This is a genomic window from Actinoallomurus soli, assembly GCF_024055715.1.
GTDB classification, from domain to species: domain Bacteria; phylum Actinomycetota; class Actinomycetes; order Streptosporangiales; family Streptosporangiaceae; genus Actinoallomurus; species Actinoallomurus soli.
The window spans coordinates 1-12,475 of sequence record NZ_JAMXMV010000050.1 but is presented as its reverse complement, the minus strand read 5'-3'; the positions used below and the strand labels follow the sequence as shown (position 1 = coordinate 12,475).

At 69.9% G+C, this 12,475-nt stretch carries 8 protein-coding genes; 3 read left to right on the top strand and 5 right to left on the bottom strand.

What is annotated here, in order from left to right:
- Nucleotides 1-81: 81 nt before the first annotated feature.
- The 5 genes from NDW01_RS42430 to penM all read right to left on the bottom strand — a co-directional run bounded on the left by NDW01_RS42430 (nt 82) and on the right by penM (nt 5,651).
- Nucleotides 82-1,062 (bottom strand): Gfo/Idh/MocA family protein, encoded by a 981-nt coding sequence (locus tag NDW01_RS42430; RefSeq protein WP_252830344.1) that lies wholly within the window; start codon nt 1,060-1,062, stop codon nt 82-84.
- Nucleotides 1,063-1,074: 12 nt separating this feature from the next.
- Nucleotides 1,075-2,481: an NDP-hexose 2,3-dehydratase family protein gene (locus tag NDW01_RS42425; protein ID WP_252830343.1), complete on the bottom strand. Its 1,407-nt coding sequence runs from the start codon at nt 2,479-2,481 to the stop codon at nt 1,075-1,077.
- A 55-nt stretch (nt 2,482-2,536) separates the two neighbouring features.
- Nucleotides 2,537-3,535 (bottom strand): aldo/keto reductase, encoded by a 999-nt coding sequence (locus NDW01_RS42420; RefSeq protein WP_252830342.1) that lies wholly within the window; start codon nt 3,533-3,535, stop codon nt 2,537-2,539.
- A 208-nt stretch (nt 3,536-3,743) separates the two neighbouring features.
- Nucleotides 3,744-4,430 (bottom strand): HAD family hydrolase, encoded by a 687-nt coding sequence (locus NDW01_RS42415; protein WP_252830341.1) that lies wholly within the window; start codon nt 4,428-4,430, stop codon nt 3,744-3,746.
- Between the two features lie 36 nt (nt 4,431-4,466).
- Nucleotides 4,467-5,651, bottom strand: a complete 1,185-nt coding sequence (penM, locus tag NDW01_RS42410; protein ID WP_252830340.1) for a pentalenolactone synthase — start codon at nt 5,649-5,651, stop codon at nt 4,467-4,469.
- Nucleotides 5,652-5,977: 326 nt separating this feature from the next.
- Here penM and NDW01_RS42405 point away from each other — a divergent pair, with 326 nt between their 5' ends.
- From NDW01_RS42405 to NDW01_RS42395, 3 genes are all read left to right on the top strand, one after another.
- Nucleotides 5,978-10,027, top strand: coding sequence for a type I polyketide synthase (locus tag NDW01_RS42405; RefSeq protein WP_256514523.1), 4,050 nt, complete (start codon nt 5,978-5,980; stop codon nt 10,025-10,027).
- Entirely contained in the window at nt 10,024-11,115 is a 1,092-nt protein-coding gene (locus NDW01_RS42400) for an alpha/beta hydrolase (RefSeq protein ID WP_252830338.1), read from the top strand. Before NDW01_RS42405 ends, NDW01_RS42400 begins: the two co-directional genes overlap by 4 nt.
- 69 nt (nt 11,116-11,184) lie before the next feature.
- A partial coding sequence (locus tag NDW01_RS42395; protein ID WP_252830337.1) for a type I polyketide synthase occupies nt 11,185-12,475 on the top strand: 1,291 nt, incomplete at its 3' end.

The following is a 12,475-nucleotide window of genomic DNA, read 5'->3' as shown; positions in this document are numbered from 1 at the left end:
GGGGTGGGGCGGGGGGTACGCGCGCCCATCGCCGGTCTCCGTGGTGCCGACTGCCGGTTTCGGTGGTGGCGGCCGCCGGGCTCAGGCGGTGACGCGCACCGCGGCCGAACGGACCTGGTCGACCAGCCGGGCCTGGCGGGTGATCGCCTCCGCCTGGGCGGTGTAGTCCGCGCCCTGCAGGATCGATCGGGCGAAGAACTCCAGGATGTTCTTGAACTGGTGGTCCGCGGGGAGGGTCAGCTCCTCGATCCCGTCCTGGGAATGGATGCGGATCCGGGGCTCCAGCGTCGGGGGCGGCGTGAACGCCCGGTCCAGGGTGAGCCGGGCCCGATCGCCCCACAGGGCGTAGCGGCACCGGTAGGCGTGCTCGAAGCCGAACGACAGCTCCGCCGTGACACCCGAGGGAGCGCACAGCAGAACGTGGCCGGCCACGTCGACGCCCCGGCTCCGGTCCAGGCGCAGCACCGAGCCGACGACGTCCAGGTCGGCGCCGAGGAAGTACGAGGCGGCGCGGATCGGGTAGACGCCCACGTCCAGCAGCGCGCCGCCGCCCAGCTCGGGGTCGTACCGCACGTCGGCCGGGTCCAGGGGCGGGATGCCGAAGCTCGCCGTGAACACGCGGGGCTCGCCGATCCGGCCGTCCGCGACGAGGTCGCGGACCTTCCGGTGCTGGCCGTGGTGGAGGAACATGAAGTTCTCCATCAGCCACAGTCCGGCCTTCTCCGCCTGGTTCACGAGGTCGAGGGCGGTGGCGTGGTCGCAGGTGAGCGGCTTCTCCGAGAGCACGTGCTTGCCGGCGGCGAGCGCACGGCTCGCCCAGTGCGCGTGCAGGCCGGTCGGCAGCGGGATGTAGACCGCGTCGATGTCCGGCCGGTCCAGCAGCTCGTCGTACCCGCCGGCCACGCCGCAGCCGAACCGTTCGGCCACCTCGCGCGCCCTGGCCGGATCCCGGCTCGCGACGGCCGTCAGCACGACGCCCTCGGCCTCTTTCATCGCCGGCAGGACCCGGCGGAGCGCGATGCTCGCGCATCCCAGAACTCCCACGCGGACTACGGATCGCATGCGCGCGTCCTTTCACCAGAGACTGTGGAGACAGGCGACGAGACTGCGCGCCTGGACGTTGAGGTAGTGCCCGTGGCGGAGCAGCGCACCGAGCTGGCCGAGGGTCACCCAGCGGTAGTCCTGGGGGCATTCCACCGGGAAGTCGTCCTCGACCTCGATCACCATGTACCGGTTCTGGGCGTCGAAGAAGCGGCCGCCCTCCTCTGAGAGATGGGCGTCGAACCGGACGCGGGCGGGATCCGCGCCGAGCACGTGGTCGAGGTAGCGCGGTTCCGGCAGCCCGGTGTAGTTCTCCCGGATGGCCTGGAGGGTGGGCCCGAGCTCGACGTTGTCCACGAAACCGGGCTCGACGCGCGCGTGCACGAGTACGTGCATGACCCCCTCGATCGGCTTGGTGAGGAACGCGATGATCCCCCGTCCGGCCGGCGCGAGCAACGGCTGCCGCCAGGACGGCACCTCCCGGCTGCTCGCCTCGACGTCGACCGCGATCACCCGGAAGTGCTTGCCGTCCTCGCGGGCGATGTCGTGGGCCGTGCGTCTCCAGCCGGCGATCCGGTCGGCCGGGATCAGCCGCGTCGACACCTCGTGCCGGGTCTTCTCCTCGGTGAACCAGCTGAGGACGTCGCCGAGGTCGTGCCGGGCGCCGGCGGAGCGGTCCAGGGACCGAGCGAGCGCGTGGCGGAACGTCTCGGGCGCGTGCCGCGACCCGCTGTCGGCCCGCGGCGGGGCGAACGGCATGCAGGACAGCACCGTACGGGCGTCCATGTTGACGAGGTTGTCCGTGTGCAGCAGGTCCAGCACCTCGCGCAGCGGCAGCCAGCAGAAGTCCTCGTGCAGCGGGAGGTCGCCGGTCACCTCGACGACCATGTTCCGGTTGCGCTTGCGGTAGAACCACGAGCCCTGCTCCGACTGCAGGACGTCGACGAGGACGCGCCCCCGTCCGGGACCGACGAAGTACTCCAGGTAACGGGTACGGCCGCCCCGGTGCACGCGGGTGTAGTTGCTGCGGGTCGCCTGGACCGTCGGGGACAGCTGGAGCGTGTTGACGTTGCCGGGCTCCATCTTGGCCTGCATCAGGCAGTGCGGCACTCCGTCGAAGCTCTTGACGATGATGCCCAGGATCCCGATCTCCGCCTGATTGATGATCGGCTGGGACCATTCCGGCACGGGCCCGTAGTCGCTCCGGACGTGCAACCCCTCGATCGTGAAGAACCGTCCGCTGGAATGGGACAGGTTCCCGGTCTCCGGGTCGAAGCGCCAGTCGACGAGCTCGTCGAACGGGATCGGGGTGACGTTGAAACGGTTCGCCCGTGCCCGCTCCGACCACCATGGCCGGAACTCGCCGACCGACCGGGTCGCCGACGCCGACTCGGTGAACATGCGGTCGACGCTCCGGGGCATCGTCATCCTGGACGTCATTCAGGGCACCCTTCTGGGATCGGGATCCGCGGTCCGGGCCGTGTTCCGGCTCATGTCAGCCGATCCACGCGTCGGGGGCGGGCAGGCCGTTGCCGAGGGGCGGGAACAGCGCTTCGAGCCGGGCGGTCTGCGCCTCCGACAACGGCGTCTCGAGCGCGCGGATCGCGTCGTCGACGTGTGCGGTGGTGCGCGGGCCGATGACGGCCGCGGTCACGCCGGGGCGCGAGAGGACCCAGGCGAGTCCGACCTCCGCCGGGGATCGGCCGAACTCCGCGCAGAGGCGCTCGTACTCCGCGATCACGTCGCGGTGGACCTCCAACGCGGCGGCCGCGCGTCCCTGCGCGGACTTGACCGCGGTGCCCTCCGCCCGCTTGCGCAGCACCCCGCCGAGCAGTCCGCTGTGCAGGGGCGACCAGACCGACACCCCGATGCCGTAGGCGGTCGCCGCCGGGAGCACCTCCAGCTCCGGATGGCGCGTCACCAGGTTGTACAGGCACTGCTCCGAGGCCAGCCCGAGAAGGCCACGACGGCGCGCGGCCTCCTGCGCGGCGGCGAGGTCCCATCCGGCCGCGTTCGACGTGCCGACATAGCGGATCTTCCCCTGGCGCAGCAGGATCTCCATGGCCTCCCAGACCTCGTCCCAGGAGACTCCGCGGTCGACGTGATGGATCTGGTAGAGGTCGATCCACTCGGTCCGCAGCCTGCGCAGCGACGCCTCGCAGGAGGCCACGATGTTGCGTACGGACAGGCCGCCGTCGTTCGGCGCATCGCTCATCGGATGACCGACCTTGGTGGCCAGCACGACCTCGTCCCGCCGTGATCCACGGTCGAGCCAGGTGCCGATGACCTCTTCGGCCCACCCCTTGTGCACGCGCCAGCCGTAGATGTTCGCGGTGTCGATGACGTCGATGCCGTGCCCCAGCGCGTGGTCCAGGAGCCGATGCGCCGCGGGCTCGTCGACCCGGCCGCCGAAGTTCACCGTTCCGAGCCACAGCCGGCTGACGCTCAGCCCGGTGCGTCCCAGCCGTCCATGAAGTCGATCGTCGCTGGACATGCCGTCTCCCCTGCGACCTCACCTGCCCTCTCGATCATCTTCACCGCAGACCCCTTACCGGGCTTCTTTCACATTGCCGAGACTGCGGCTCATCGGAAACATTTCCCTCAAGACGGACCGGACCTACCGCCCCGAGTCCGCGACGGCATCCAAGGTCAGGCCGGGCGCTGCAGGGCGCGGAACCGGCGGCACCCGGTGCGGATCCGCACTAGACGATGCCGAACCCGCGCAACGCCGTGATCAGAGCGTCCGGCCGTTCGGCCGTGGGGAGCGGGGGGACCAGCGCGAACGCGCAGCCGATCGCACGGGCCCCGCCGTCGGCCTTTTCGCTGTCGCCGACCATCAGCGTCTCGGTGGCCGGGACGTTGAGGGCCTGCACGGCCTTGCGGAAGATCTCCAGCTCCGGCTTGACCGCGCCCACCTCGAAGGACAGCACGAACTCGTCGACGTAAGCGTCCCAGCCGCGGGCGGTGAAGGCGGGCCGTATGTCGAAGCCGATATTGCTCAGCACCCCTACCTTGACCCCCCGCTCCGACGCGACCTTCAGCGTGGCCCCGGTGTCGGGGTACGGTCTCCACCGGCTGGGATCGGTGAGCCGGTTGTAGAGGGCGAGAGCTTGCTCCGGCCGCGGGAGCCCGGACTTCTTGAGGACTTCCAGGTACACCTTCCGGTGCAGCTCCGGGTCGAGGTCGCGGTGCGTCCACGCGTGCAGGTGCTCGGCGTCGAGTTCGACGACCTGGCCCGCCGGGGCGCTCATCCGGCGCATGAGCTCGACCCGGGCGTCGATGTCGAGCGGCGTTCCCTCGTGATCGGTGAGTCCGGCGAGCCAGGTCTCGTCCTGCTCGAGCCGGAACAGGGTGTTGGAGAAGTCGAACAACACCGCCCTGATGGTCATGCCGTTCAGTCTTCCGGCCGCTCCCGGTGGCGTGGGCTAGAAGGTGACGGGCAGTTCCTCGAACCCGCCGGTGAGCAGGTCCTCGCGCCAGCGCAGCGACTCCACGGGTACCGCGAGCCGTAGGTCGGGCAGTCGGCGGAACAGCCGCTCGAACACCGCGGTCAGCTCGATCCGGGCCAGCGAGGCGCCGATGCAGTACCGGGCGCCGTACCCGAATGCCAGGTGCGGGTTGGGCTTGTCCCGGACCAGGTCGAAACGGTCGGCGTCGGGGAACACCCGGCCGTCCCGGTTGGCCGCGCCGATGGCCAGCAGCACCGCGTCGCCGGTCCGGATCACCGTGTCGCCGAGGGTGATGTCGCTCCGCGCGTAGCGGGGCGAAGCGCGGAGTCCGCTGTCGCCGACGCCCAGGCGCAGGATCTCCTCGACCGCCGTCTGCACGAGTTCGGGATTCTCGGCCAGCAAGGCGCGCTGCGCCGGATTGCTGAGCAGCAGCAGGGTGCCCAAGTCGATGCGCACCACGGTGGTCTCGGTGCCGGCGAACAGCACAACGGCACCGAGTTGGGCGATGTCCGCGTCGGACAGCGCGCCGTCCTGCTCGGTGATCAGCTCGGACAGCATGTCGTCGCCCGGCTCCGTTCGCTTGCGCGCCACCAGATCCGCCATGTAGTCGACCAGCTGCTGCGTGGAGTCCACCGAGTGCTGGTTGTCGTCCAGGTCGGTTATGCCGGTCGACCACCGCCGGAACCGCTCCCAGTCGGCGAACGGCACCCCCAGCAGTTCGCAGATCACCATGACCGGCAACGGGGACGACAGCGCGGGGTGCAGATCGGCCGGCGGGGTGCGGGCGGCCAACCGGTCGAGCAGGTCGTCCACGAAGTGCTCGATCCGGGGCTTGAGGGCGCGCATCCGGCGCGCGGAGAACCGTGGCACCAGCAGTGCGCGCATCTGCGCGTGGTTGGTCTCCTCGTTGTCGTAGTCGTCCGCGGCGAGCAGCGCGGACAGCCTGACCTTGGTCGCCTGCTCCGGGTCGGGATGGCTGCGGCCGAGCCGACCGCCGGCGAGCAGCGCCTTCACCTCGTCGTAGCGGGTGACCAGCCAGACCTCCTCACCCGCGGCGGTCCGCACCCTGGCGATCGGCCCCTCCTCTTGCAGTTCGCGCAGCTGGGGGGCGATTCCGAGCAGGGACGGTTTGTCGAACGGCAGATTCGGAAGCTCCGTCATGCGGACCATGTTCGCTTGCGTAAATCTTCGTGTCAACGGGCTTGAGTTTCACATTCCCATCCGACATCGGGGGCGTCGCCGGCAAATCCAAGAAATGGACTCGGCAGAGTCCGGCAACACAACAACAGCAAGGTGAGCACCGTCCTCTCACGCCCGGCACCGAGCGTGCCGGGCATGAGGCGGGCGGCCGACTCGCGGCGCGTCCACCACCGCAGCGCGCACTACATTTAGCCCTTACTTAGAAGCGGTCAAGCTCCGCCCACCACCCTCATTATGTCGCCTCACCTGCCGACACGGTGCAGCGAGTCGTATTGAGGAGCACACGGATGGCCGATCGAGAGAAGGAGAAACTACTCGAGTATCTGAAATGGGTAACCACAGAGCTCCACCAGAGCAGGCAGCGCCTGACTCGGATCGAGTCGGCGGCCCGGGAGCCGATCGCCATAATTGCCATGAGCTGCCGCTTCCCCGGCAATATCCGGACTCCGGAAGACATGTGGCGGCTGATAAGCGACGGCGGCGATGCCACCGGAGATTTCCCTGTGAACCGCGGCTGGGACATCGGCAACCTCTACGATCCGGACCCCCACGTGCAAGGCACCTCTTACACGCGGCGTGGCGGCTTCATCTACGACGCAGACGAGTTCGACGCGGGACTGTTCGGGATGAGTCCACGCGAGGCCATGGCGACCGATCCTCAGCAGCGGCTTCTCCTCGAATGCGCATGGGAGGCACTCGAACGGGCCGGTCTCGACCCGTACTCGATGCGGGAGACCGAGACCGGTGTCTTCACCGGCGTGATGTACGACGACTACGCATCCCGCCTCCGGTCCGTTCCGCCGGAATACCAGGGGTTCATCGGCAACGGCAGCGCCGGCAGCGTGGCCTCCGGACGGATCGCCTACACCTTCGGCTTCCAGGGGCCCGCCATCACTGTGGACACCGCCTGTTCCTCTTCGCTCGTTGCCATTCACCAGGCATGCCAGGCTCTGCGACATCGCGAATGCTCGCTCGCGCTCGCCGGTGGGGTCACCGTGATGTCCACGCCGGGCCTGTTCGTGGAGTTCAGCCGACAGGGCGGACTCTCCCCCGACGGGCGGTGCCGGTCCTTCGCCGCTTCCGCTGATGGCACCGGCTTCGGTGAGGGCGCCGGCCTCTTGCTCCTCACCCGTCTCTCGGACGCGCGGCGCGATGGTCATCCCGTGCTCGCGGTGATACGCGGCTCAGCGGTCAACCAAGATGGCGCGAGCAACGGCCTCACTGCGCCGAATGGGCCCTCTCAGCAGCGGGTCATCAGGAAGGCGCTGGACCGTGCCGGCCTCAGGGCCCGGGACATCGACGCCGTCGAGGGCCACGGCACGGGCACCGTCCTCGGGGATCCCGTGGAAGTACAGGCGCTGCTCGCCACGTATGGCCAGGACAGGGCTCAGGGACAAGAGCCACTCTGGCTCGGGGCCGTGAAGTCGAACATCGGGCATACCCAGGCCGCTGCCGGAGTCGCCGGCGTCATCAAGATGGTCACGGCAATGCGTCACCGAATGCTGCCGCCGAGCAGGTACGCCGACCAGCCGTCACCGCACGTGGACTGGTCCGCCGGAATGGTCGCGCTGCTGGCCGAGGGAAGGGCCTGGCCGGAGACAGGCCGGCCGGCCCGGGCCGCGGTTTCCGCCTTCGGGATCAGTGGCACCAACGCGCACCTGATCCTCGAGTCGGCGCCGGCCATCGCCGACGATGGCCTTCCACGTCGGCGACCCGGCGGGGAACGCCTTTCCGCGGCGCTGCCGTTCGTGGTGTCCGCGCGCACTGAGACCGCGCTGCGCGCTCAGGCGGCCCGGATACGCGATTTCGCGCGGCAGCGTCCGGACGTGGACCTTCGTGACCTCGCCCGCTCCCTGCTCGTTACCCGGCCACTGCTTGACGCGCGCGCAGCGGTGGTGGCCGACGAGGGCGGCGCCCTGGTCCGCGGCCTGACCGCCCTGGCGGAGGGCCGGCCCGATGACGCTGTGGTGCGTGCGAGCATGGCCCGTCCAGGGGGCGGGAACGCCTTCCTGTTCACCGGCCAGGGCAGTCAACGACCCGGCATGGGACGGCGGCTCTACCATGCGTACCCGGTGTTCGCCCGGACGCTGGACGATGTCTGCGCCCACTTCGAACCCCGGTTGGACCGGCCACTGCGCGATGTCATCTTCGACGACGATGATGATCCGGAGACGTCGGCGCTCCACCAGACCGCCTACGCCCAGCCGGCGCTGTTCGCATTCGAGATCGCCCTGTTCCGGCTGCTGGAGAGCTGGGGAATGACCGCCGACCGGCTCATCGGGCATTCCATTGGCGAGCTGTCGGCGATACACGCCGCCGACGCGCTCGATCTGGCCGACGCCTGCACCCTCGTGGCGGAACGCGCCCGGCTCATGCAGGCGAGGCCCGCGGACGGGGCCATGGTGTCGGTCGGCGCGCCCGAAGACGAGGTACGCGCGCTGCTCGACGGACATGAGCACCTGGCCGGCGTGGCGGCGATCAACGGCCCGCAATCGATCGTCGTCTCCGGCGACCGGGATACCGTGCTGGGCATCTCCCGGCGGCTGCGAGCGGCCGGGCACAAGGTCAAGCGATTGCGTGTCAGCCACGCCTTCCACTCCCCCCATATGGAGGGGCTGCAGGAAGAGCTGGGTCATGTCGCAGCGAGGCTGACCTTCTCCCCGCCGCGGATCCCCGTGATCTCCAACGTCACGGGCACCGCCTTGAGCCTGGAAGAGCTCCGCGACCCGGGATACTGGGGCCGTCAACTGCGCGGGACCGTCCGGTTCCGGGACGGCGTGGACCACCTCCGCCGCGCCGGCGTCACCACGTATCTGGAGGTCGGGCCGGACGCGGTCCTCACCGCGCTCGCCCACGACACCCTGGCGACCACCGGAACCCCGTTCGCCCTGATACCGCTGCTGCGCCGCGGCCGAGACGAGTGTGACAGCGTTGCCGCCGGCCTGGCGCTGGCGCACTTCCACGACGTCCCGGTCGACGGGCCCTCGGCACTGGGCGAATCGCGTGGCGAGCGTCTCGTCCTTCCCGGCTACCCTTTCCAGCGCCGGCGATACTGGATCGACGCCGACACACCCGGTGACCAGGACCGTACGGACAGGGAGGCGTGGTTCTGGGAGACGGCCATGCGGGGAGACGGCCCCTCGCTCGGCGCGGCGCTCGGGCTGGATGCCGACCAGGTGACCTCTCTCACCGCCGTCCTTCCCGCCATCGCGGCCTGGCGGCGCGCGAGGTCGTGGCGCTACCGGGTGGCGCAAGTCCCGGGGCATGACGGCTCGCCGCGACGGCGGCTCGTCCGAGTGGCCGGCCGCCGCCCGGGACGGGGCTGGGTACCCCACGGCACGGTGCTGGTCACGGGCGGGACTCAAGGCCTTGGCGCCCACGCCGCACGCTGGCTCGCCCGGCGCGGCGCCGCGGAGCTCGTACTCGCCACCGACCGCCCTGACCCGGCCGACGCGCTGCTCACCGAGTTGGCCGGCCTGGGCGCTCGGGCCAGGATCGTCAGGTGCGACAGTGCGACCCCGAGCGCGCTCGCCGGCGCACTGGCATCCCTGGATGACTGCCCGCTGACCGCCGTCGTTCATGCCGCCGGAGCGGATCCAGCGGCCATCACGGTACTCGACGAGCTGACGCGGACCGCTGATCTCGCCGCCTTCGTCGTCTTCCTGCCGCTGCCCCCTGAAGTGGCCGCCCTCGCCACTGATGCAGGAGCCGGCGAAGCTCCGCCCGCCCACGCCGTCACCGAGGTGGAGGACATCCTCGCGAACCGGATCGCCGACGGCCGGCCGGCGACCGCGATCGCCTGGGGTCCATGGCAGGAGAACATGACGGCGGCCGGGGTAGGCGCCGTGGATCCCACGGCCGCGATGTCAGTGCTGGAGGAGGCCGCCGGGAGCGACGGCTCGCTCCTGGTCGTGGCGGACATCGACTGGCCGAAGGTGGCGGCCGTGCACGGACCGCTGACGGAATTCTTCCGGGACATACCCGACCTCCCCGAGCATGAGAACGCCGGGCCTGGTGGCGCAGGACACCTGGCGGAGCGGCTGGCCGGCCTGAGCGGTGGTGAAGCCCGGGAGATCCTTCTGGCGGCGCTGCGCGCGGAGGCCGCCGCGGTACTCGGGTACGCCTCCGCGGGCGAAATCGACCCCCGATCCAGCCTCCTGGAACTCGGCCTGTCCTCGTTCACGGTGCTCGAGCTGGGAAATCGGATCAACGAGGTGATCGGGATCCAGGTGCCGCCGACAGTGATCTTCGACTATCCCAGCCTCGCCGGCCTGGCCCACCACCTGTACGCGGAGCTGGCCCTCCTGGGAAGTCCCCGACGCGAGGACCATTCATGACGAACGATGTCGAAGAACTGAAGCGATTCGCCGGCGTGCACGCACAGGCACAGCGCATCTCGCGCGCACAGTACGAGAAGGTCCTCGCGCGTATCACGCATGACGACGAGGGACCTGGATCATGGACGGAGGAGTGGAGCAAGGCGGCACGGGAACGCGAGCGGCACGGCGATCCGCTCGGGGCCAGCCGTCTTTACACCATGGCCCGGTTCCCCTATGTCGACGGCGATGCCCGTCAGCGGGCCTGGGCGAACGCCGTCGCGGCCTTCGATCGCTGGCGGTCCGAGCAGCGGGCGGACCTCCGGTCCGTCGACGTGGACGTGCACGGTGGCAGGGTCCGCTGCCTCATGACCGGCGGGTCGCACCGGGATGCCCCTTTCGTCATTGTGATGGGGGGAATCGTCAGCACGAAGGAACAGTGGGCGCCCGTCCTGCTGCGGCTGTCGCGGTTCGGGATGGCCGGGATCGTCACGGAGATGCCGGGAACCGGCGCGAACACCATGCCGTATCACCAGGGGGCCTGGCGGATGTTCCCCGCCATCCTGGACGCCGTTGGCGATCACGCGGGTCAGGGTCCCCGCTACGCGATGGCCATGAGCTTCAGTGGTCACCTGGCGCTTCGCTGTGCCCTGGAAGAACCACGGCTCCGGGGGATCCTCACGGTAGGCGCGCCGGTGAACTCGGTCTTCGCGGACGCGGCGTGGCAGCAGCAGCTTCCCCACCTGACCAGCGACACCCTCGCCCACCTGACCGGCGTGACACGCGCTGACCTCGGTGACCGGCTACGCGGCTGGGCGCTCACCCCGGAGCAGCTGGCGGCCGTGGAGATTCCCGTCTCGTACGTCGCGAGCAAGCGGGATGAGATCATCCCCGCCGGCGACATTCAGCTGCTGCGACGCAACGTGCGCGACCTGTCGCTGCTGGAGAACGACGACGTCCATGGTTCCCCTCACTACAACCGAGTCATAGGCCCATGGCTCGTCAGGGAACTGCTGCGCATGAATCACTCGGGCGGCCTGCGGCGCGCGGCTCTCAGCTCGCTCATCCCGCTGCTCCGGGCGGCCGGAGGGCTCCGCAGGAAACGGTGACGACGAGAAGAGGATGCGGCCGGCGATCCCCGGGAACCGGTCGCCCCAGCGGCGGAGGACAGACTGCCAATGAGCGCTAACGAGGACAAGCTGCGTGATTACCTTAAGCGGGCCACCACCGACCTGCGCCAGGCGCGGCAGCAGCTGGGGGAACTGACCGACCGCGTGCGGGCTCCGATCGCGGTGGTGGGGATGGCGTGCCGGTTCCCCGGTGGGGTCACCTCGCCCGAAGAACTGTGGCAACTGGTCGCCGACGGCACCGACGCCATCACCGACTTCCCCACCAACCGCGGCTGGGACCTCGACGAACTCTACGACCACGCCACCGGAACACCCCGCCGCTCCGCCACCCGCCACGGCGGCTTCCTCCACGACGCCGACCAGTTCGACCCCGCCTTCTTCGGCATCTCCCCCCGCGAAGCCCTCGCCATCGACCCCCAGCACCGCCTCCTCCTCGAAGTCGCCTGGGAAGCCATCGAACACGCCGGCATCGACCCCACCACCCTCCGCGGCTCCGACACCGGCGTCTACACCGGCATCATGTACGACGACTACGGCTCCCGCATCACCCGGCCCCCGGCGGATCTCGAGGGATACGTCACCCTGGGCAGCGCGGCGAGCATCGCGTCGGGGCGGATCTCTTACACGTTCGGTTTGGAGGGGCCGGCGGTGTCGCTCGACACCGCCTGCTCATCCTCCCTCGTGGCACTGCACCTGGCCTGCCAGGCCCTGCGACGCGGCGAATGCACCCAAGCCCTGGCCGGCGGCGTCACCATCATGGCCACCCCCACCACCTTCATCGAATTCTCCCGCCAGCACGGACTGGCCCCCGACGGCCGCTGCAAACCCTTCAGCGCCACCGCCAACGGCACCGGCTGGGCCGAAGGCGCCGGCCTCGTCCTCCTCGAACGCCTCACCGACGCCCAACACCACGGCCACACCATCCACGCCATCATCCGCGGCTCCGCAATCAATCAAGACGGAACGAGCAGCCAGCTCACCGCACCCCGGGGACCTGCGCAGCAGCGCGTGATCATGCGGGCGCTGACGGACGCGGGCCTGACACCGGCAGACATCGACGCCGTCGAAGCCCACGGCACCGGAACCACCCTCGGCGACCCCATCGAAGCCCAAGCCCTCCAAGCCACCTACGGACACCACCACACCCCCGACCACCCCCTATGGCTCGGATCAATCAAATCCAACATCGGCCACACCCAAGCCGCCGCCGGCATCGCCGGCCTCATCAAAATGACCATGGCCCTCCGCCACCACCAACTCCCCCCCACCCTCCACGCCGACCAACCCACCCCCCACATCGACTGGACCACCCACACCACCGCCCTCCTCACCACCACCC

What these genes read in the sequence shown, in the direction of transcription:
- NDW01_RS42400 (WP_252830338.1), top strand. Translation starts at nt 10,024, where the DNA reads ATGACGAACGATGTCGAAGAACTGAAGCGATTCGCCGGCGTGCACGCA.
- penM (WP_252830340.1), bottom strand. Translation starts at nt 5,651, where the DNA reads ATGACGGAGCTTCCGAATCTGCCGTTCGACAAACCGTCCCTGCTCGGA.
- NDW01_RS42430 (WP_252830344.1), bottom strand. Translation starts at nt 1,062, where the DNA reads ATGCGATCCGTAGTCCGCGTGGGAGTTCTGGGATGCGCGAGCATCGCG.
- NDW01_RS42425 (WP_252830343.1), bottom strand. Translation starts at nt 2,481, where the DNA reads ATGACGTCCAGGATGACGATGCCCCGGAGCGTCGACCGCATGTTCACC.
- NDW01_RS42405 (WP_256514523.1), top strand. Translation starts at nt 5,978, where the DNA reads ATGGCCGATCGAGAGAAGGAGAAACTACTCGAGTATCTGAAATGGGTA.
- NDW01_RS42420 (WP_252830342.1), bottom strand. Translation starts at nt 3,535, where the DNA reads ATGTCCAGCGACGATCGACTTCATGGACGGCTGGGACGCACCGGGCTG.
- NDW01_RS42415 (WP_252830341.1), bottom strand. Translation starts at nt 4,430, where the DNA reads ATGACCATCAGGGCGGTGTTGTTCGACTTCTCCAACACCCTGTTCCGG.